Source organism: Marimonas lutisalis (genome assembly GCF_005434965.1).
GTDB lineage: Bacteria > Pseudomonadota > Alphaproteobacteria > Rhodobacterales > Rhodobacteraceae > Marimonas_A > Marimonas_A lutisalis.
On record NZ_SKCI01000002.1, the window covers coordinates 84,920 to 106,373 of the forward strand.

Genomic DNA, 21,454 nt, shown 5'->3' on the forward strand with positions numbered 1-21,454 from the left:
AGCAGCAGAGCTTAGGCAAAAAGAAACACGCCCGGCAACGTGCGTGCCGGGCGTGCGATTTTTCACCTGACGAAGGGCTTACTCCGCCGGAATAGCACCTTCCTCGATGCTCAGCGGATGCGCCAGATGCACCAGCATCTCTTTCGGGCAGACCTGCAGGAAATGACCCCTCTCAAGGTCCCAGTGCTGCAGGATGTCGGCGGCCTTCCGGCTGCCGGTTTCCGCCACGTGGCGCTCGATCAGGCCTTTCAGTTCGGCCTCCCAATGCTCCACCGTCACCGGGCAGGTCACCAGCGTTTCCATGTTCATCAGCGCAGGCGCCATGCCCGCCGGATCGTAAAGATAGGCCATGCCCCCGGTCATGCCCGCGCCAAAGTTGGCACCGATGCCGCCCAGGATCACGGCGACGCCGCCGGTCATGTATTCACAGCCGTTGCTGCCGCATCCCTCGACCACCACTTTCGCGCCCGAGTTCCGAACCGCAAACCGCTCACCTGCGCGGCCCGCCGCAAACAGGTAGCCATCGGTCGCGCCATACAGCACCGTGTTGCCGATGATCGTGTTCTCACTGGCGACCAGTGGCGAATGCATCGGCGGGCGCACCACGATCATGCCGCCGGACAGGCCCTTGCCGACATAGTCGTTGGCGTCGCCGCTCACCTCGATCTTCAGGCCCGGCGCGGCGAACGCACCCAGCGACTGACCCGCGCTCCCGGTCAGTTTCACCGTCAGGTGGTCGGGCTGCAGCGCGTTGCGCATGCCGAAGTTCCGCACGATGTGAGAGGAGACCCGCGTACCCACCGTCCGGTGCGTGTTCTGCACGGCATAGGACAGCTGCATTTTCTCACCGTCTTCAAGGAACCGGCGCGCATCGCGCACGATTTCCGAATCCAGCGTTGCGGGCACTTTGTTGCGCTTCTTCTCGCGGTCGTAAACGATGTCCTTCGCGCCATCCACGGTGATCAGCAGCGGGTTCAGGTCCAGGTCGTCCAGGTGCTCGGCGCCCCGGCTCACCTGGCTCAACAGGTCGGCCCGGCCGATCACCTCATCCAGGCTGCGCGCCCCGATGCTGGCCAGGATCTCGCGCACTTCCTGGGCGTAGAAGGTAATGAGGTTCACCACCTTGTCCGCCGTACCGGTGAATTTTTCGCGCAGGCTTTCATCCTGCGTGCAAACCCCTACCGGGCAGGTGTTCGACTGGCACTGGCGCACCATGATACAGCCCATCGCGATAAGCGCGGCAGTACCGATGCCGTATTCCTCGGCTCCCATCATCGCCGCCATCACGATATCGCGGCCGGTGCGCAGGCCCCCGTCGGTGCGCAGCGTGATCCGCTCGCGCAGTTTGTTCATCGCCAGAACCTGGTGCGCCTCGGTCAGGCCCATTTCCCAGGGCAGGCCGGCAAACTTGATCGACGTGGCCGGGCTTGCCCCGGTGCCGCCATTCGCACCCGAAATCAGGATCACGTCGGCCTTGGCCTTGGCCACGCCCGCCGCGATCGTGCCGACGCCGGATGAGGCCACCAGCTTCACGCAGACCTTGGCGCGCGGGTTGATCTGTTTCAGGTCATAGATCAGCTGCGCCAGGTCCTCGATCGAATAGATGTCGTGGTGCGGCGGTGGCGAAATCAGCGTCACGCCCTTGGTCGAATGGCGCAGCCGCGCGATCAGGTCGGTCACTTTCAGGCCGGGCAGCTGCCCGCCTTCGCCGGGCTTCGCGCCCTGCGCCACCTTGATCTCCAGTTCCTCGCACTGGTTCAGGTATTCGGCGGTCACGCCGAACCGGCCACTGGCCACCTGCTTGATCTTGGCGCTGGGGTTGTCGCCGTTGGGCTCGGGCACGAAATGCGCCGGATCCTCGCCGCCTTCGCCGCTGTCCGATTTCGCCCCGATCCGGTTCATCGCCACGTTCAGCGTCTTGTGCGCCTCCGGGCTCAGCGCGCCCAGGGACATCCCCGGCGTCACGAACCGTTTGCGGATCGCGGTGATGCTCTCCACCTCCTCGATCGCGATCGGCTTGCCGATCGGCTTGATCGCCAACAGGTCGCGCAGGTGGATCGGCGGGTTGCTCTGCATCGCTTTCGAGTACTGCTTCCACAGCTCATAGCTCGCCTTGTTGCAGGCCATCTGCATCAGGTGCATCGTCTGCGCGCCCCAAGCGTGTGTTTCGCCCGATTTTCGCGCCTTGTAGAAGCCGCCCACCGGCAGGACGTTCTGACCACTCAGCCAGCCCTGCTTGTGAATGCCTTCGACTTTCTTCTGGATGCCGCTGATGCCGATGCCGGAAATCCGGCTGGTCATGCCCGGGAAGTATTCCGCGCACATCGCCCGGCTCAGGCCGACGGCCTCGAAATTCAGGCCGCCGCGATAGGACGAGATCACACTGATCCCCATCTTCGCCATGATCTTCAACAGGCCCTGGTCGATCGCCTCGCGATAGCGCGCCACGTTGTCGTTCAGGTTTCCGTCCAGCAGGCCGCGCTCGATCCGTTCGGCCAGGCTGTCCTCGGCCAGGTAGGGGTTCACCACCGTCGCGCCACAGGCAACCAGCACGGCAAAGTAATGCGGGTCGATGCATTCCGCGCTGCGCACGTTCAGCGAACAGAAGGTTCGCAGCCCTTTCGACGTCAGGCCCGAATGCACGGCACTGGTGGCCAGGATCATCGGCATCGGCACCTTGGTCGGGCCCTGGTGTTCATCGGTCAGAACGATATGCCCCGCACCGCTGCGCACCGCGTCCTCGGCCTCGGCCCGGATGCGCTCCAGCGCTTCGTGCAGCGCGTGTTCGCCGCCATCCGCCGGGAAGGTGCAGTTGATCTCGACCAGCTCCGACTTGAACAGCTCGGTCAGCTCGTCCCACTGCGCGTTGCCGACAAACGGGCTTTCCAGCACGATGATCTCGGTCTGCGCGCTACTCTCGTCCAGCACGTTCTTCAGGTTGCCGAACCGCGTCTTCAGGCTCATCACCCGGTATTCGCGCAAACTGTCGATCGGCGGGTTGGTCACCTGGCTGAAATTCTGGCGGAAGAAATGGCTCAGAGGGCGGTACTTGTTCGACAGCACCGCGCTGGGCGTGTCGTCGCCCATGCTGGCCAGCGCCTCCTTGCCGTCCTCGGCCATCGGCGCCAGGATCTGCTCCAGCTCTTCCATTGTATAGCCAGCCGCGATCTGCCGTTTGCGCAGCTCCTCGCCCTTGAACATCGGCTTCTCGGGAATGTCGGCCAGCTTCTCTTCCAGCTCGGTAATCTTGCCGACCCACTCGCCGAACGGCTGGCTGGCGGCCAGCCTGTCCTTGATCTCGGTGTCATGGAACAGCTTACCCTCTTCCATGTCCACGGCCAGAAGCTGCCCCGGGCCCAACGCGCCCTTTTCCACCACGGTGGATTCGTTCACCGGCACCATGCCCGCTTCGGACCCGGCGATCAGCATGCCGTCGCCCGTCACCACGTAGCGCATCGGGCGCAGCCCGTTGCGGTCCAGCCCTGCGCACACCCAGCGCCCGTCGGTCATGGCCAGCGCGGCCGGGCCGTCCCACGGCTCCATCACGCTGTTGCAATAGGAATACATGTCGCGCCACGCTTCGGGCAGTTCCACCGCCTGTTTCGACCAGCTTTCCGGCACCAGCATGGTTTTCGCCATCGGGGCGTTGCGGCCCGCGCGCACCAGAACCTCGAACACCGAATCCAGCGCGGCCGAGTCCGAGCTGCCGTTCTGGATGATCGGCTTGATATCCTCGGCCAGTTCGCCAAACGCGGACGAGGCCATGCGGATCTCGTGGCTCTTCATCCAGTTGACGTTGCCTTTCAGCGTGTTGATCTCGCCGTTATGGGCCAGCATGCGGAACGGCTGGGCCAGCCACCATTGCGGGAAGGTGTTGGTCGAATAGCGCTGGTGATAGAGCGCATAGGCGCTCTCGAACCGCTCGTCCTGCAGGTCCGGATAAAACTCGGCCACCTGCTCGGCCAGCATCATGCCCTTGTAGATGATGCTCCGGCAGCTCAGCGAACAGATATAAAGCCCCTGGATCCCGGCGGCCGCCACCGCCTTTTCGATCCGGCGGCGGATGACGTAAAGCTCGCGCTCGAACGTCTCTTCATCCACGCCCTTGGCGTTGGAAATGATGATCTGTTCGATCTCGGGCCGGGTCGCGTTGGCTTTCTCGCCCAGGCAGTCCACCTCGACCGGCACGTGCCGCCAGCCATAGATGTAATAGCCCATGCGCAGCACCTCGGTTTCCACGATGGTCCGGCAGGTTTCCTGCGCGCCGAAATTCGTCCGCGGCAGGAACACCTGGCCCACGGCAATCAGCTCGTCCATCCGCGGTTCGTGCCCGGTGCGGCGGATCTGGTCATAGAAGAACGGCACCGGGATCTGCAGGTGAATGCCCGCGCCATCGCCGGTCTTGCCATCGGCGTCCACCGCGCCGCGGTGCCAAACCGCCTTCAGCGCGGTAATGCCGGCCTCGACAACCTTTCGGGTCGGCTTGCCGTCCACGTTCACCACCAGCCCCACGCCACAGGACGAATGTTCGTCTTCCTGGCGGTACATGCCGTGCTCGGCCATGTAGTCGCGCAGCGCTTCTTGGTCTTCGGCCCAGGTTTCAAGGTCTTTCATCGTGGCACCTCTCGTATCGGGCGGTTCCGCCCCGGTGGTCCGCTGTTAACGGTTTCTTCATTTCATGCGTCAGGAGCACTGACGCGTTAACTTTTCTAGGCGTTTCACCCGGCAGCCGGATGTCAGCCGGGGGGTGCACGTAAATCACCCCCTCGTTTTTCACTCTGCGGCGATTTTCTTAACGCCGTTCAGCCGCGCCAGGATCGCATCGGCACAGTCGCGTCCGTCGCGGATTGCCCAGACAACCAGGCTCGCCCCGCGCACGATGTCGCCCACTGCGTAAACGCCATCCAGCTCGGTTTCGCCGCTGCCGTATTGCGCCCGCACGGTGCCCCAGTTCGTCACCGTCAGCTCGGGCTGATCCCACAGCGCCGGCAGGTCTTCGGGCTCAAAGCCAAGCGCCTTGATCACCAGGTCGGCGGACTCGGTATAATCCGCCCCTTCGATCACTTCCGGCGCCTGGCGGCCCGATGCGTCGGGCATGCCCAGGCGCATCTTCTGCACCACCACGCCGTTCACCGGATCGCCCTTGAAGCCCTTGGGCGCGGCCAGCCATTCGAAAATCACGCCTTCTTCCTCGGCGTTCTGCACTTCGCGCTGGCTGCCCGGCATGTTGGCCTTGTCGCGGCGATAGAGGCATTTCACGCTTTCCGCGCCCTGGCGGATTGCCGTTCGCACACAGTCCATCGCGGTATCGCCACCGCCGATCACGATCACCTTCTTGCCCTCGGCGTTCAGCGTGCCGTCTTCGTATTCCGCCACCGTGTCGCCAAAGCTCAGACGGTTTGATGCGGTCAGGTAGTCGATTGCCCGCACGATCCCCTTCGCACCCGAACCGGGGCCCTGCAGATCGCGGCTCTTGTAAACGCCGGTGGCGATGATCACCGCATCATGCGCCTTGCGGATATCGGCAAAACTGATGTCTTCACCCACGTTGCAGTTCAGCTTGAAGGTCACGCCGCCCTGTTCCAGCTGCTCCATCCGGCGCATGACCACGTCCTTTTCCAGCTTGAAGCCCGGAATCCCGTAGGTCAGCAGCCCGCCGCCACGGTCATAGCGGTCATAGACCGTCACCTGAACGCCCGCGCGGCGCAGGTGATCGGCGGCGGCCAGGCCCCCGGGGCCCGCGCCGATGATGCCTACGCTTTCGCTGCGCTCGGTTGCCGGTGTGATCGGCTGCACCCAGCCTTGTTCCCATGCCGTGTCGGTGATGTATTTTTCCACCGCGCCGATCGTCACCGTGCCGTGGCCCGATTGCTCGATCACGCAGTTGCCTTCGCACAGGCGGTCCTGCGGGCAGATGCGGCCGCAGATTTCCGGGAACGTGTTGGTCGCCTGGCTGATCTGATAGGCCTCTTCCAGGCGGCCCGTCGCCGTCATCCGCAGCCAGTCGGGGATGTTGTTGTGCAGCGGGCAATGGCTCTGGCAATAGGGCACGCCGCACTGGCTGCAACGGCTCGCCTGCTCCTTCGCCTTCTCGTCCGCGAACTCGGCATAAATTTCGTGGAAATCCTTTTTGCGCACAGTGGCGCCGCGCTTTTCCGGCATATCCCGGTCAACGGTCACGAATTTCAGCATCGGTTGCTTCGCCACGGCTCTTCACCCCGCATAATTTTTCAGTGAACTGCTGCTTAATGCACCGCTCGCCGAAAGAAAAGTCAGTAATGTTGACCTTTAATGGTGGAATATGCCGCAGGGCAAGATTTTTCGCGCGAAATTCCGCGAATTTTGTGGCCGTTTCGGACCTAACTGCGTTCTTTCCCTTTGAATCGTGCCTGATTATAGCTTGAGCCAATAAATCCGAGGCCGAGCACATGCCCTTGTATCACCTGATTCTCGTCGCGCTCATCCAGGGCATAACCGAGTTCCTGCCGGTTTCCTCCTCGGGCCACCTGATCCTTCTGCCGCAACTCACCGGCATGAACGACCAGGGCCAGGTGATCGACGTCGCGGTGCATGTCGGCACGCTTTTTGCTGTCGTTCTCTTCTTCTGGCGCGACGTTTCGATCGGCCTTGCGGGCATCCCGCGCATGCTCACGGGCCGGATCGACACGCCGGGTTCGCGACTGGCGTTCCTCCTGCTCATCGCCACCGTTCCCGCCATCGCCTTCGGCCTGATCCTGAAACTCACCGGCCTCTCCGATGCTATGCGCTCGATGACGGTCATCGGCTGGACGATGCTGCTTTTCGGCCTGCTCCTCTACTGGGCCGATCAGCGCGGCCCGGTCGCCAAAACCGATACCGACTGGAATACTGCCGACGCGATCAGGATGGGTCTCTGGCAGGCCGTCGCGCTCATCCCCGGCACGTCCCGTTCCGGTATCTGCATTACCGCCGGGCGGATGCTGGGCTATGCCCGCCACGACGCAGCCAAGATCGCGATACTGATGTCGATTCCCACGATCATCGCTTCCGGCGCGCTTCTGGGGTTCGAAGTCGCGGCAACCGCCGATGCCGCCGCCGCCCGCGACGGCGCTATCGCGGCCGCATTCGCCTTCGTCGCGGCGCTTCTGGCGCTGGGCTTCATGATGCGCCTTCTGCGCAGCACCAGTTTCACGCCCTACGTGATCTACCGGGTGATCCTCGGCGTGGTCCTTCTGGCGCTGGCCTACACGGCCTAGGCCTTCAGGTTCTTCGCTGAATCGTGGATGGCGTCATACTGCCCCGACGGGCGGAACCGCCAAAGATAGCTGTCGATCACCGCTTCCGCCGCCACCGGTTCGATCCCCAGATCGGCAAAGCCCTTGGCGCCTTCGGCAACGATGTTGTCATTGCGCAGTTGCTTGACCTGGTCGCGCGTGATCAGCCGGTTCTTGATCAGCCCCAGCGACATGATCGAAACCATGTCCAGCGCAAACGCCATCACCTTTGCAATCCAGAAAGGCAGGTTCACAACCAGCCGCCGGCGTTTGATCGACTCAAGCATGACACCGATCCAGCCGCGAAGGCTTTTCACCTCGGGACCGCCCAGTTCATAGATGCCCGGCTGCGCGGTGCCCTCAACACTCATCACCGCCGCCTGCGCCACGTCTGACACATATGCAGGCTGGAATTTCGTCTCGCCCCCAAACAGCGGATAGACCGGCCCAAAGCGGCTCAGCCCGGCAAAGCGGTTAAAGAACCCGTCTTCGGGGCCGAACATCACCGACGGCCGCAGAATTACTGCATTCGGCATATGCGCCAGAACTGCCTGCTCGCCGGCCAGCTTAGTCCGGGCGTATACGCTGGCCTCGTCCCGGTCGACGCCCAGCGCGGAAATGTGCACCATGCGCTCAACGCCCTGTTGCGCGGCGATTCGGGCAACGCGGTCAGCGCCTTCCACCTGCACGGCTTCGAAATTGTTTTTTCCGCGCGAATCGAAGGTGCCGACGCAGTTCACCACCGCATCCGCGCCCCGCATCACCGCGGCCACGCTGGCCTCGTCGCGGATATTGCACAGAACCGGCTCGACCTGGCCAACCGCGCCATAGGGCTTCACGAACAGCGCCTCGTTCGGCCGCCGCACCGCGACGCGAATCCGCCAGCCCTTTGCGGCCAACTGCTGCGCGATATAACGCCCAACGAATCCCGATCCGCCGTAAATGGTCACAAGCTTGGACATGGCGCCCTCCGGTCCTATATAGATACTGCCTTTTCCTATCGTCAGACGATGAAATCGACAAGGCGATAACCAAAGCAGGCGCTTTGTTCGGAAAACCCGTTGACACGCCCTCGGCCCGGGTCTAAACGCCTGCTTCACGACACCTGCCCAGGTGGCGGAATTGGTAGACGCGCTAGCTTCAGGTGCTAGTGTCCGTACGGACGTGGAGGTTCGAGTCCTCTCCTGGGCACCATTCCCCTCAAGACAAGTATCAGCACCCTGGCCCACACTGGGCCAATGCATGCTTTACCGTCGGGACCTGTGTTTCAAATAAAGCCGCCCCATCACGGTCGAACCGAAGTCCGTAGACGTGTGATCGGACCTGAGCGCCGCGGTTTCGATTTCGAAAACACCTGCCATGTTCGGCAGGAAATACCGCGCCGCCGGAACGCCGAACATCGTCTGAAGAACAAATCCCGACGACGTCCGCCCGTCGATGACCCCGCGCACGACCGGCGCCTCGGTGAATTCGAGTACGCGAAGTACATCCGCACAAAAGGCCGACCCTTTTTCATCGGCGAAACTGGGCCCGTCCAGAAATACGAAGTCATAGGACTTACGCGGGATGTTCCCATGCAGATAACCCCGGAACATCCCGATCTCGTATTTTTCCCGCGGGCCAAGAACGATTTCCACAACGTCCCTGTATTTCTCCGGCAGGCAACCCTGCGCCGTGTCATACCATTCCTTGACGCTCTCCATGCTCACGATATGGCCGTCATAGGATGGGTCTTCGGCTTTCAGTTTCTTGACCGCCGAGGCCAGAACAATCGTCGATGCCCCGGTTCCGCATTCAAGGATGCATGCAGGCCTGTGCTTCAGGATTTCGCGCACCGCAAACCACAGGGTGGTCCATTGCGTCCCCGTCGTGTCCGATCCCTTGGAATAGTCCTTCAGTTCCGCCATCAGGTTCGGCAACGCTTTGCGCAACCTGTTCCGGCTCAGCCTGTTCCTGATCTTGTTTATGGCTTTCCTGCTCACGACTACCCCAACACCCCAATGCTTGCCGGCTTGCCCGGCGCGCAGTTCAGCGCGTTCCCCCAGCCCGGTTTCAGCGATAACGCGAAACCGGACCCCCGCACCACCCGAAATTGTTCGCATCAATGCGGGTGCACCAAAGCGGCGTCCAAACGGCTGGCGCCGGCCTTTGACACCTCTGCTCAAAACGCACTAGATGTGGCAGGCGCGCGGTGTGCCCGCGATCCGCCCGATTGGCCACGCAAGAGATGGGACCGGCATATTGATCAGATTGTTGTGTGACGCCCGTGGCGACTATCGCCGCAAGTTTCTGGATCAGGTGCTGAAAAAGGGCGGTGACACGGTCAAACTTGCCTTGCACTTCGGCTATACTGAGGCCGATTTTCACGGCCCGGCCCTGCAATGGATGAAACCCATCGCCGCAAAACGCGGTACGCTGATGAGCGCGACGCACAACACCGGCGCCAACATGGCCCTGATCGCCTCTGATGAATACGACCAGATCCTCGAAACCGCGGTCGAACAGCTGCACCGCACCTCGCCGAACTATGCCTACAAGTCGCACAACATCCGCCATGTGCAGGATTATCTCGATTACTTCCACATCGTCACCGACGCCGTCGCGCAGCAGATCATCGACGAAGGCATCGACCAGGCGCTGTTCTTCAACGTGCCGCACACCTTCTACGACACCGTCGTATACGAGGTCGCCCGCTCGCTCGGTATCAAGACAACCGTGCTCAGCTGGAGCCAGTTTCCCGGCCGCTTCTTCTCGATGAACCGGGTGCATGATCTTGGAATGTTCGACCCGGCCAAGACGAAGGCGCCCAGATACGAGATCGAGCAGGGTTCCGTGCCCGAGCTCTTCTACATGAACGATAAGTGGCAGAAAGAGGGTGAGACCGGCAAACTCTCGTGGCGCGCCGTCGCGCAGCTCGTGAAACATCTCGCCCTGCACGATCCGCTGAAGCTTGCCAAACCGGGATACGTGGTTGGCAACCTGAAACGGATGAAGAAGATCTACGGCGGCTTGCCCGACTGGCGCGATCCCTTTGCCAAGTTCTTCCACACCAATGAGCTGGCCTATTTCGAGCACCTTGCACAGTTCGAAAACCAGGACATCGACCTGTCGGGCAAATACATCTACGTGCCGCTGCACAATCAGCCCGAAATGTCGACATCCTCGCTGGGCGGCAAATACCGCGATCAGGCGCTCGTCATCGAAACGCTGGCGCGCAATCTGCCCGAAGGTTGGCAGATCTTCGTCAAGGAAAACCCCCGTCAGGGCGCCTATGCGCGCGGCCCGATGTTCTTTCACCGCCTGTCGCGCATCCCGGCCGTGCGGTTCATGCCATCGAACGCGTCCACCTATGCGCTGGCGGCCAACGCGCAATTCGTCGCCTCGGTCACCGGCACCGTCGGTTGGGAGGCTATCCGCGTCGGACGTCCGGCGATGGTTTTCGGCGCGGCGTGGTACGGGGCGTTGCCGGGCGTGGTGCATTATCGCGAAAACCTCGATTTCGAAGAGATCGCGGCGATGCAGATCGACCATGCCGCACTTGAACAGGCGGCCGGGGCGCTTCTTGCCCGCACGCATGAAGGCATCATCGAGCAGCTCTTCTTCCCGATGAACCCCGATCTCGACCATGATAAGAACGCCGCCCGGGTCGGCGGAACGGCGCTCGGGCTTCTCAAGGGTGACATTCCCGTTACCTTCGGCCCTGACGCCTGACAAAACCCCGCTTGCCCGCGGACGTGACCTCGTGCAACTGCTTGCCTATAGTCAGGCGGTCAAACCGAGCCCGGGGGAGCAATGCCCGAAACACGATTCATCAGCGATCTTTTCCGCCGCCTCGCGGGCTCCGGTCTCGGCGTGCTGGGCCGGGGGCGGGATAGTAACGATCCGGTCGACATGTGCCATTCGCTTCTCGATACCCAAAGCGAGGTTTCGGGCCTGGTGCTGGCCCGGCATATCCTCGACCGCTTCGAAGGCATGGATGCAGATGCCCGGCGCGCTGCGTTCTCGCGCATCGCGGCCGAATTCGGCCCCGATGAAGAGGCCCTGAAAACCGCCTTTGCCGGTTACACGGCGGGTGATGTCGTGGCGGCCCGGCGCCTGCACTTTGCCGCCGAACCGCGCAGCCAGCATCTGATCCGCGCGCTCAACAGCGTGCCGGGGGCCACCGCGCGCCTGGTGCGCCTGCGCGCAAACCTCCTGCGCGAAACACGCAGCGACCCCGCACTTGCCAGTCTCGATCAGGATTTCCGCCACCTTTTCACCTCGTGGTTCAACCGCGGCTTTCTCGAACTGCGCCGGATCGACTGGCGCACGCCGGCCAACGTGCTGGAAAACATCATCGCCTACGAGGCCGTGCACGAGATCCGCGGCTGGAATGACCTGCGCCAGCGCGTCGGCGATCCCGATCGCAGGCTCTTTGCCTTCTTCCATCCCGCCATGCCCGACGACCCGCTGATCTTCGTCGAAGTCGCTTTGACTGCAAAGGTGCCCTCGGCCATCGCACCCATTCTCGATGCCGGGCGAAACCGGCTCGATCCGGACGATGCCGCCGTGGCGGTGTTCTATTCCATCTCCAACTGCCACGAAGGGCTGCGCGGCATTTCCTTCGGCAACTTCCTGATCAAGCAGGTGGTCGAGGAACTGCGCCGCGACCTGCCACAGATCAACACCTACGTTACGCTGTCTCCGGTTCCCGGTCTGCGGCGCTGGGCCATGTCCGAGCTTCATGCCGAAACCCCGATCCTGCCTGCGCGTCACCGCACCGCGCTCGAAGCGCTCGGCCCCGACGAGGCACCCGCACCCGACATGTTGCGGGACATCGCGGCGCTCTATCTCACCCGGGCGCGGCGCCCCGGCGGCGGTGCGCTGGACCCGGTGGCGCATTTTCATCTCGGCAATGGTGCGGTCCTTGAACACCTGCACATCGATGCTGACCTGTCGGACCAGGGCCGCGCAAACTCATGGGGTGCAATGGTGAACTACCTTTATGATGATGCCCGGATCGAGACCAATCACCAGGCCTATGTCACCGCGTCCGAAATCGCCGCATCCTCCGAATTGCGCAGCCGCGCGGCCAAGGCCGCCAAGAGGTGAGACGACAAAACAGGTTGAACTCGCAAGTACCACACCCGATAACCCCGGCAGGCCCGCATCGGCCGGTACATTCGCTGTCAAAGGTACGAGGACAGATGGCAAATCACCTTTACAAGGGCGACCTTCCCGACGGGCTCGATCTCGGTCCGGTCGTGGCGATCGATTGTGAAACCATGGGGCTCAATCCCCACCGCGACAGGCTCTGCGTGGTGCAGATGTCCTCGGGCGATGGCGATGCCCATCTGGTCCAGATCGAAAAGGGCCAGACCGCGGCGCCCAACCTGACGGCCATGCTGGCCGATCCAGACGTGCTCAAGCTCTTTCATTTCGGCCGGTTCGACATCGCCGTTCTGCTGCACACCTTCGGCGTGCTCACCGCGCCGGTCTACTGCACCAAGATCGCCTCGAAACTGGTGCGCACCTATACCGACCGGCACGGGCTGAAATTCCTGCTTCAGGAACTGCTCCGCGTCGACATTTCCAAGCAGCAACAGATGTCCGACTGGGGCGCTAAAGACCTGACCGAGGCGCAACTCGATTACGCCGCCTCCGACGTTCTGCATCTGCACGCCCTGCGCGACGCGCTCGAAGCCCGCCTCGCGCGCGAGGGCCGCACGGAAATGGCGCAGGCGTGTTTCCGCTTCCTTCCCACCCGCGCACAGCTTGATCTGGCGGGCTGGCCTGAAACGGATATCTTCGCGCATACATGAATGACACGCTGAAATTCCTCGCCACCGCCCGCCGCGTCATCAAGACCGAGGCGGATGCGCTCAACCTGCTTGCCGATCACCTCAGCGCCGGGTTCTCCTCGGCTGTCGATCTGATCCTGAATGCCGATGGCCGCGTGATCGTCTCGGGCATGGGCAAATCCGGCCATATCGCCCGGAAGATCGCGGCGACACTGGCCAGCACCGGTACGCCCGCGCAATTCGTCCACCCGGCCGAGGCCAGCCACGGCGATTTGGGCATGATGGTCAAGGGCGACGTGGTGCTGATGCTGTCGAACTCGGGCGAAACGCCGGAACTGGCCGACATGATCACCTATACCCGCCGCTTCGACATCCCGATGATCGGCGTGGCCAGCCGGGCCGAGTCGACCCTGCTGAAGCAGGCCGATGTCGCCATCGTCCTGCCCCCGGCGGAAGAGGCCTGCGGCACCGGCGTCGTGCCCACCACCACCACCACGATGACGCTGGCGCTGGGCGATGCGCTGGCGGTCGCGCTGATGGAACACCGGCAGTTCACGCCCGAACATTTCCGCGAGTTCCATCCGGGCGGAAAACTGGGCGCGCGGCTGTCCCGCGTGCGCGACCTGATGCACACCGGCGATGCGCTGCCGCTGGTCAATGGCGGCACACACATGTCCGATACCCTGCTCGAGATCAGCAAGAAGGGCTTCGGCGTGGTCGGTGTTACCGACGATGATGGCACGCTTGTCGGCATCATCACCGATGGCGACCTGCGCCGCCACATGGACGGGCTTCTTGAACTGACCGCCGCCGATGTGATGACGCGCGGCCCGCGCACCATCGCCCCCGAAGCACTGGCCGAAGAGGCCGTGGCGCAGATGAACAGCGCCAAGATCACCTGTCTTTTCGTCACCGGCGCCGACGATCACGGCCGGCCGACAGGGCTCCTGCATATCCACGATTGCCTGCGCGTCGGGCTTGGCTGAGATGGCTCCGCGCCAGGATCTCTACTCGCGCATCGTCGCCTGGCTCAAGATTCTGCTACCGCTCACCGCGCTGGCAATCCTGTCCACGCTGTTCCTGTTGTCCAAGAATATCGACCCGACAACGACGATCCCCTTCACCACGATCGACCTGCGCGAACGCGCCCGCGATCAGCAGCTCACTTCGCCCGAGTTCGCCGGCGTGACCGAAAAGGGCGATCTCATCGCCTTCCGGGCGGTTTCCGCTATTCCCGACCCCGAAAACAGCCACCGCGCCTTTGCCGATACGCTCTCGGCCCGGATCGATTTCGGAGATGGCAGCCAGCTTGCCTTTTCCGCTGACAACGGAACCATCGATCAGGATACCAACATGGCCGATCTGGTCGGCAACGTCGTCATCCAAAGCTCGGCTGGCTATACCGTCACCACGGATCAGCTGATTTCGTCGATATCGGAAATTGCCGCTGAAGCGCCGGGCCCGATCCAGGGAAACGGGCCGCCGGGGCGTTTCTCGGCCGGGCGCATGGTCATCTACACGGACCCGGAAACCGATACGACGCAGATGCTATTCACCGATGGGGTCAAGCTGGTATATGATCCCTCAGAAACCAAGGACTGAGCCAGTGCCGATTTTCCAAGCCCGCCTTACTGCTGCCGCCGCCTGCCTGGCGCTTCTGCCTCTGGTCGCGATTGCGCAGGGGGCACAGATCGCCTTTGGCGAGATGAAGCAGGACACGTCGCTGCCGGTCGAAGTCACCGCCGACAATCTCGCCGTGAACCAGAACGACGGCACCGCGATATTCACCGGCAATGTGCTGGTCGGGCAGGGTGAAATGCGTCTCTCCGCCCCGCGTGTGCAGGTCTACTATGCCGAGGGCAGCCAGCGGGTCGAACGGTTGCAGGCCACCGGAGGCGTCACCTTTGTCAGCGGCGAAGACGCCGCCGAAGCGGCCCGCGCCGACTACAGTATCGATACCGGCATGATTCTCATGCAGGGCGATGTCCTGCTGGTTCAGGGGGACTCGGCCCTGACAGCCGACCGCATGACCGTCGATATCCAGTCCGGCACCGCCCAGATGGAAGGCCGGGTGAAAACGGTGTTGCAGGCCAATGAGTGACACCAGAACCAAACCCGAGCTTACACTGACCGAAGGCAGCTCGGGGCTGCGCGTCCGCAACCTGCGCAAAAGCTACAAGAAGCGCGTCGTCATCCGCGACGTGTCGATGGATCTCGAACGCGGCGAGGTCGTCGGCCTGCTCGGCCCCAACGGCTCGGGCAAGACGACGACGTTCTATGCCGTCTGCGGCCTTGTATATCCCGAGGCGGGTCAGGTTCTCGTCGATGGGCGCGACGTGACCAACCTGCCTATGTACCGGCGGGCGCGGCTGGGTATCGGCTACCTGCCGCAGGAAATGTCCATCTTCCGCGGGATGAGCGTCGAGGACAACATCGCCTCGGTTCTCGAGATCGCCGAGAAAGATCGCCACAAGCGCCGCGAACGTCTCGAAGAGCTGTTGTCGGGTTTTTCGGTCGAGCATCTGCGCCGCGCCCCCGCGCTGGCCCTCTCCGGGGGCGAGCGCCGCCGGGTCGAGATTGCCCGCTGCCTTGCGGCGAACCCGAAATATCTTCTGCTCGATGAACCCTTTGCCGGGGTCGATCCGATCTCGGTCACCGATATCCGCCACCTTGTCGCCGACCTCAAGAAACGCGGTATCGGCGTGCTGATCACCGATCACAACGTGCGCGAAACCCTGGAAATCGTCGATCGCGCCTACATCCTGCATGATGGCAAGGTGCTGATGTCAGGGACACCGGACGATGTCGTGCAGAACGAAAATGTCCGCCGCGTCTACCTCGGCGAGAATTTCCGCATCTCGTGAACAGTGTTGTTCCGCGGCGCGGCGTTTTCGCTTGATCCAGTGCATTGACTCGGACCCTTCAATCGCCTCAAATGTAGCTATGACAGTCGTGGACTTCGCCTTGTTCGCCTTTGTGACCTGCTTGTCAGGACACGGGCAGGGGCTAACGTCGCGGCGGTCATTTCTCAGCATTCGGGGATAACAAGAGCCGGCGGGATGTCCCGCGCGGAAAACGCCCGAATTGTCACGCAAAGGAGACAAGATGCGCTATCAGATCAGTGGGAAACATATCGACGTCGGCAACGCTCTTCAGACCTATGTCCAGGAAGAGCTCGGCACGGTGGTCAGCAAATACGCCGAGCGTCCGACCGATGCGAATATCATTTTTTCCAAGAACGGCGCCGAGTTTGTCTGCGAATCCACCGTGCACCTGTCCACCGGCCTGACGGCCTCGGCCAAGGCGCATGCCCATGAAATCTATGCCGCTTTCGATGGTGCGTGCAGCAAGATGGAGAAACAGCTGCGGCGCTACAAACGCCGGCTGAAGGACCATCATCGCGAACGCGCCGAACCGGTTGAACTTCTTCAGGCGTCCTCGTATATCCTCGCCTCAGATCACGAAGACGAGGATTCGGAACCCGAAACCCTCCAGCCCATGATCGTCGCCGAGATGGAAACCCAAATTCCGTCTCTCTCCGTCGGAGAAGCGGTCATGCAAATGGAACTGGCCGGTGCGCCCGTTCTCGTCTTCCGGAACGAGGGAAAAGACGGGTTGAACGTCGTGTATCGCCGGGATGACGGCAATATCGGCTGGATTGATCCGCAAAACTGAGGCGACCGGGCCGGCGGCCCCGCCCTGTCGGAGCGACAGAACGAGACATGGAAATTTCCAACATCCTCAAGCCTGAGGCGGTCAAGGTTATTGCCTCCGCCTCCAGCAAGAAGCGTCTCCTGCACGAGCTGGGCGAGATCGCCAACACGGTCTATGGCCTCGATTCCAACATGGCGGTCGAGGCACTTCTCGAACGTGAAAACCTCGGGCCGACGGGTGTCGGCCACGGGGTGGCTCTGCCGCATGCGCGCGTCGACGACCTGGAACAGGTTGTCGGCGTGTTCGTGATGCTGGAAAAACCCATCGATTTCGATGCCGTCGATCGTCAGCCGGTCGATATCGCCTTCGCGCTCTTCGCTCCGAAAGAGGCCGGGGTCGATCATCTCAAGGCGCTGGCGCGGGTGTCACGCACCCTGCGCGACGAAGCGGTCTGCGCCAAGCTGCGCGCCAATTCCGATGCGCCCACGCTTTATACCATCCTGACCGAAGACCAGTCGGTTCAGGCGGCGTAATTACCGGGGTGCGGCTGTGCCGCGCCCCGCGTCATGCCCATTTCCCGAATCCGAACACTAGGTAATCGCGCTGATAGGCATCCTGCGCCGCGGCCTCGGTTGCGTCGTCATAGATGTCGGCCAGCGCAAAGGGCCTGTCCGGCCTGGCCTCTTCCAGGTCCGGCGCATCCATGTATCCCACCTGCTGGGCAAGCGCCGGCAGATAGGCAGCCAGCTCCTCTTCGCGCAGCACGAAATCGGGCAGGGCGAAATTGCCCATCCCGTGCAGGATCGCCGCCTGGCTGGCCCAGGCCGGATCCTGCCGCACCGCGCTCTGCCCCGACAGGTTCGCCTTGATGAACTCGAGGAAGGACAGGAACGCCGCGCGATGATCGTCCCGGCTCCAGCCCGCATCGGGCTCACCTTCCGGAATGGGCAGCTTGTGCACCCGCCGCAGGGTCTTGCGGATGCCGCCGAAACTGCCCTTGCCGGTCGTCAGGATGCGCGTGGTAAAGGCATGATGCGCCCGGGCCACCGGATGGCGCAGCACGGTAAAGGACCGGTGGCCGCTGTTGTCGCGCATCCATTTGCGCAGGCTCTTCTGGTCGAAATCGCCTTGCAGCGCGTCAGGGCCCACGCCATCCAGCGCCGCCATCCAGGCGCGCACCTCGCGCTCGGGGCCGCCGCGCACCGGCAGATACATCAGCTTGGCTTTCGCGCAGGCCACGTATGAGGGCACAACCGCCCCCCGGCGCGGCTCGAAATTCGGCGTGCGCGTCAGGTTGAACCGGTCCAGGTCTGCCAGCGCCGCGCGCATCTCGTCAAAGTTTTCCACCTTCTCCGAAAGCGGCTCGGGGTTCTGGCGTTTGAGGTTCTTTTCCAGGTTTTCCAGCCGGTCGGGCTGGCCCAGCCAGGCGGCGATGCCATTCATCACGTCCACCTCCTGCAGGTCTTCATAGGCAACGTAGAATGCGGTCTGCCCCGTCACCTGCAGGCTGTGCTGCAACATCACCTGGAAATCCTGCAGATCCTCCAGGTGCCGTTTGAATTCGCCGGCGTCGAAATGCGCCTTCGCTTCCTTGCGTTTCTGCACGTTGGTCAGTTTCCACTGGCCCGTCGCCTTGGCGATCTTCCAGCTCACATAGCTGTCCACCGGGTTGCGCGTCAGGATGATCTTGGCGCAGCGTGGATCGGTCAGAATCTCTTCCAGGACGCGCGGCTCATGATCGTGGAAAAACCGGAACCCGGCGATGCCCTGCGCATGTTTCACGGCGTGGATCAGGCTCATCGGGTCGCGGTTGCGCTCTTCCTCGCTCACGCCCAGGCAGTCCTCGCGGTTGGGATAGCCGATGAAATGCGGGTTGAACGCTTCGCCCAGACAGGAAATTGCCGGAAAGGCATTCAGGTTCGATTCCAGGAAATTCGATCCCGTCCGCATCTCGGCGAAGACCACGAAATAGTCGAAAGGCTTCTGCATCTACTGCACCAGGTATGGTTTGCGCGGTTTGTTACCCTGCAGGCCGACAGGCTCGCCTACAACCGGGAAATCGCCCATCAGGTAGGGGTGCATGCCCTGGTTCTTCAGGTTCTGCAGGAACTGGCCGAACCCGGTCAGGTCGGCCATTTTCGGCGCCTCGGCCAGCCGCCGCAGGGTCTTGTGGCCGATCTCGTCGATGATGGTCTGCAGTGGTTCCATCGGGTTCTCGATGAAATCCGCCATCGTCCAAATTCTTATGCGCGCCTTCGAATAGGGGCTGCGCAGCACGTCCAGATGCTCGCTCTCGATCTTCTGCAGCTTGGCGGCCTCGGCGCGGATTTCCGCGAAATTGCGGTTCGACTTAAAGAGCGGCACCGCCCACGCCCCGCTGATCACGCTGATCTGCGCATTGGGATCACGCGCCAGAAGCCAGCTCAGATCAAGATCCAGTTCCTTACCGGGCTTTGTCCGCGGACCGGGAATATCCTCGGGGCCCAGCTGGAAACATTGCCGCTCGCCGCGCGTGTTCCAGATCAGGCTGGTCAGGAATGCCTTGCGGTTATAGTCGCGGATCGCGGCACTGTCGCACAGCGCCCCGTTTATCACGGTCTGGTCCGCGCCGAAATCCACCCGATCGGGTGCGAACAGATGGCCATGCACCCGCGCGCCTGTGACCTTGGCCAGCCACGGCTCGAAATTCTCGAACAACTCGGCAAAGCCCTGGAACACGGAATACAGGCCGCTGGTGGTGCCGTTCTCCCAGCCGTCGTTGGGAAACCGGCTCTGCATGTATAGGCCCGGCCGCCCGCGCGTCCGCCGCTCCACCGCCTTGGCGAAGATCCGGTCGATCTTGCCGGGGTTCGGCTCGGTCCGGCTCATCGCGCCTTCGGGCGTGGTCAGGAACGCCTCGTACAGGCGGTCGGCAAAGGGCCAGATCTTGCGCGCGACAAAACAGTCCGATCGGCGCAGCAGCTGCAGGTGATCATCGTAGAAGATATGCGGCTTGCCCTGGAAATCGAATTTCGACAGCGTCAGCGACCGGCTTTCGATATTGGTTGAATACTGCCGTGCCAGCGTCTGGAAATAGCTTTCGTCGGGGATCCAGACCCGCCGGAAATACCGGTCATAGGTGGCGCGCTCGGGGTCCTGCAGGATGGCGCTCAGCGTCTGGCGCGTCAGGCACCACCACTGGCTGCCCATATGCGGCACGATGCCATTTGGGATGCGCCGGCGAAACCGCACCGCGCGCTGGATCGCCACGTAACGGTCGAACAGCTTGCGATGCCTGCGCCAGGAAAACGGGAAACGCAGGGTAAAACGCTCCTCATCCAGACCCCCAACCGTCCACGGCACATCCGCCGTCGTGGCGCTTTCGATGAAATCGGTGCGTGGCCGCTCGGCCAGGTAATCGATCAGTTCCTGCACCGGGCGCAGCGGCAGGCAGGACCCGCTGGCCAGGTAGACGTGCCGCACCGCGGGAAACTGCGCCAGCATCAGTTCGCTGGCCTCCTGCGTGGCGGCCACGATGCCCCAAGTCCCCCACTCGCATTTGTGCCGGCGCGAAAACAGGATGTCGGGCAAATCCGAAAGCGCTTCACGGAACGCGGCATAGTCCGCTTTGGGTGTGTTGCGGTCGCAATGGATCACCACCGGGCAGCCCGCCGCGTACCAATGCCGCGCCACCTCCTCGGCCCGGTCCAGCGCCGTATGCACCAGCATCACGATACCCACGCTGCCGTGGTGGAGCATGGCCGCGTTCATGCCCAGTTCCCCTTCGACATCAGCCCCAGGATCTCAAGCTGTCGCCAGTTGATGTATTTCTCGCTCCACTTGCACCAAAGGTCGGGGTTTTGCGACAGGCTCTCGGCATAGGCCTTGTATTCCATGCTGGCGGCATAGTGCTGCTTGCGCTCCAGCTCTTCCTGCGCCTTGGCGGTGAAGGTATCCAGGAACTTGGTATGCAAGAGAACGCCGCTTGCCTTCTCGCCGCCCCACTCGTCGTAAACCAGGTTCAGGCCCCGCGGCAGAAGCATGTGGGTCGAGCTGACATAGGTGTATTTGCGGTCCCACTTGACCAGCGGCACCTTGTTCAGCGCCGGCGCCGCCTCGGGCTTGTCGCGGAAGAACATCCGCGCCCGCGGCCCGCCCTGGATCCAGAGGTTCCCGAACTTGCCGTTCTTCTCGATCATGTAATTGCCGCTGTCGAACCAGCTGGTGATCTCCAGCGGGTTCTGTCCCTCGGCATAGGGCTGCGCGTCGATCCGGCCCTTTGGATACATGTCCAGCAGCATCGCCGAAAACGATTTGATCGAGGACGCATCGAGCCAGTCGGTCAGCGCCCGCAGGGGCCGCGTATCGCAGAACGGGTAGACCAGGAATTCATCCGGATCGACCACCACGTTCCAGTGCCCATGCCCGTGCTGCCACTGCAGCCAGTTCAGCCAGTCCACGCCGAACCGCGCCCGCTTGTAACTCTTGCGGGTGTACCAGACCGACACGTCGGGCTGCTTCATCAGGTATTCCAGGCTGCCGTCGTCACTGTCGTTGTCGACGATCAGGAAATGGTCCACCCCGATATCGCGATAGTATTTCAGGAAATAGGGCAGCCGGATCTTTTCGTTGCGCTGGGTCGAAAACAGCAGGATGTCGTCGCGCTTGATCTGGCCCGTGCGGTCGGAAACGGCCCGCAACTCGCGTCGCTTGCGAAACGCGCGAATACGCCAGCGCTTGCGCTGAAGCCTCAGACGATATGACTGCACAACGCCCAATGACGTTCCC

Annotated in this window: 17 protein-coding genes and 1 tRNA gene; 11 read left to right on the plus strand and 7 right to left on the minus strand. The window is 62.5% G+C overall.

Features of this window, described 5'->3' with window-relative positions:
• Nucleotides 1-78: 78 nt before the first annotated feature.
• Together gltB and E0501_RS08520 are read right to left on the minus strand one after the other, a co-directional pair.
• On the minus strand, nucleotides 79-4,614 hold the full coding sequence (gene gltB, locus E0501_RS08515) for a glutamate synthase large subunit (protein ID WP_137700965.1): 4,536 nt from the start codon (nucleotides 4,612-4,614) through the stop codon (nucleotides 79-81).
• Between the two features lie 159 nt (nucleotides 4,615-4,773).
• Nucleotides 4,774-6,207, minus strand: a complete 1,434-nt coding sequence (locus E0501_RS08520) for an NAD(P)-dependent oxidoreductase (RefSeq protein ID WP_137700966.1) — start codon at nucleotides 6,205-6,207, stop codon at nucleotides 4,774-4,776.
• 221 nt (nucleotides 6,208-6,428) lie between these two features.
• On the opposite strand from E0501_RS08520, the gene E0501_RS08525 reads away from it, so the two are divergent.
• Entirely contained in the window at nucleotides 6,429-7,235 is an 807-nt protein-coding gene (locus tag E0501_RS08525) for an undecaprenyl-diphosphate phosphatase (RefSeq protein ID WP_137700967.1), read from the plus strand.
• Here the strand turns inward: E0501_RS08525 and E0501_RS08530 are convergent.
• Nucleotides 7,232-8,215 carry a complex I NDUFA9 subunit family protein gene (locus tag E0501_RS08530; RefSeq protein WP_137700968.1) on the minus strand — a complete coding sequence of 328 codons (984 nt, stop codon included), beginning with the start codon at nucleotides 8,213-8,215 and terminating at the stop codon, nucleotides 7,232-7,234. The genes E0501_RS08525 and E0501_RS08530 overlap by 4 nt on opposite strands.
• Nucleotides 8,216-8,360: 145 nt before the next feature.
• Between E0501_RS08530 and E0501_RS08535 the strand changes: the two genes are divergently transcribed.
• Nucleotides 8,361-8,447 (plus strand) — tRNA-Leu (locus E0501_RS08535).
• A 53-nt stretch (nucleotides 8,448-8,500) separates the two neighbouring features.
• On the opposite strand, the gene E0501_RS08540 is transcribed toward E0501_RS08535, so the two are convergent.
• Nucleotides 8,501-9,160, minus strand: a complete 660-nt coding sequence (locus E0501_RS08540; protein ID WP_137700969.1) for a class I SAM-dependent methyltransferase — start codon at nucleotides 9,158-9,160, stop codon at nucleotides 8,501-8,503.
• 334 nt (nucleotides 9,161-9,494) lie between these two features.
• Here E0501_RS08540 and E0501_RS08545 point away from each other — a divergent pair, with 334 nt between their 5' ends.
• The 9 genes from E0501_RS08545 to E0501_RS08585 all read left to right on the plus strand — a co-directional run bounded on the left by E0501_RS08545 (nucleotide 9,495) and on the right by E0501_RS08585 (nucleotide 17,220).
• On the plus strand, nucleotides 9,495-10,964 hold the full coding sequence (locus tag E0501_RS08545; RefSeq protein ID WP_161594584.1) for a capsular polysaccharide export protein, LipB/KpsS family: 1,470 nt from the start codon (nucleotides 9,495-9,497) through the stop codon (nucleotides 10,962-10,964).
• Nucleotides 10,965-11,045: 81 nt separating this feature from the next.
• A complete protein-coding gene (locus tag E0501_RS08550; RefSeq protein WP_137700971.1) occupies nucleotides 11,046-12,344 on the plus strand; it encodes a malonyl-CoA decarboxylase in 1,299 nt (432 codons plus the stop codon).
• Nucleotides 12,345-12,439: 95 nt separating this feature from the next.
• Nucleotides 12,440-13,054, plus strand: coding sequence for a ribonuclease D (locus E0501_RS08555; RefSeq protein WP_137700972.1), 615 nt, complete (start codon nucleotides 12,440-12,442; stop codon nucleotides 13,052-13,054).
• Nucleotides 13,051-14,019 (plus strand): KpsF/GutQ family sugar-phosphate isomerase, encoded by a 969-nt coding sequence (locus tag E0501_RS08560; protein ID WP_137700973.1) that lies wholly within the window; start codon nucleotides 13,051-13,053, stop codon nucleotides 14,017-14,019. Before E0501_RS08555 ends, E0501_RS08560 begins: the two co-directional genes overlap by 4 nt.
• A gap of 1 nt (nucleotide 14,020) precedes the next feature.
• Nucleotides 14,021-14,635, plus strand: coding sequence for an LPS export ABC transporter periplasmic protein LptC (gene lptC / locus E0501_RS08565; protein ID WP_137700974.1), 615 nt, complete (start codon nucleotides 14,021-14,023; stop codon nucleotides 14,633-14,635).
• A gap of 4 nt (nucleotides 14,636-14,639) precedes the next feature.
• Nucleotides 14,640-15,134, plus strand: coding sequence for a lipopolysaccharide transport periplasmic protein LptA (lptA, locus tag E0501_RS08570; protein WP_407943407.1), 495 nt, complete (start codon nucleotides 14,640-14,642; stop codon nucleotides 15,132-15,134).
• Nucleotides 15,127-15,897, plus strand: coding sequence for an LPS export ABC transporter ATP-binding protein (gene lptB / locus E0501_RS08575; protein WP_137700976.1), 771 nt, complete (start codon nucleotides 15,127-15,129; stop codon nucleotides 15,895-15,897). Before lptA ends, lptB begins: the two co-directional genes overlap by 8 nt.
• A gap of 241 nt (nucleotides 15,898-16,138) precedes the next feature.
• On the plus strand, nucleotides 16,139-16,708 hold the full coding sequence (gene hpf / locus E0501_RS08580; RefSeq protein ID WP_137700977.1) for a ribosome hibernation-promoting factor, HPF/YfiA family: 570 nt from the start codon (nucleotides 16,139-16,141) through the stop codon (nucleotides 16,706-16,708).
• Between the two features lie 47 nt (nucleotides 16,709-16,755).
• The gene (locus tag E0501_RS08585; RefSeq protein WP_137700978.1) at nucleotides 16,756-17,220 is read left to right on the plus strand and encodes a PTS sugar transporter subunit IIA; all 465 of its coding nucleotides are present in this window, start codon (nucleotides 16,756-16,758) and stop codon (nucleotides 17,218-17,220) included.
• Between the two features lie 31 nt (nucleotides 17,221-17,251).
• Here E0501_RS08585 and E0501_RS08590 read toward each other — a convergent pair whose 3' ends face one another.
• From E0501_RS08590 to E0501_RS08600, 3 genes are read right to left on the minus strand one after another with little or no spacing between them, the layout of a single operon-like run.
• Nucleotides 17,252-18,676: a sulfotransferase family 2 domain-containing protein gene (locus E0501_RS08590; protein WP_137700979.1), complete on the minus strand. Its 1,425-nt coding sequence runs from the start codon at nucleotides 18,674-18,676 to the stop codon at nucleotides 17,252-17,254.
• On the minus strand, nucleotides 18,677-20,437 hold the full coding sequence (locus E0501_RS08595) for a beta-1,6-N-acetylglucosaminyltransferase (protein WP_235857796.1): 1,761 nt from the start codon (nucleotides 20,435-20,437) through the stop codon (nucleotides 18,677-18,679).
• Entirely contained in the window at nucleotides 20,434-21,444 is a 1,011-nt protein-coding gene (locus E0501_RS08600) for a glycosyltransferase family 2 protein (protein ID WP_137700980.1), read from the minus strand. The genes E0501_RS08595 and E0501_RS08600 overlap by 4 nt, the downstream gene beginning before the upstream one ends.
• Between the last annotated feature and the right edge of the window lie 10 nt (nucleotides 21,445-21,454).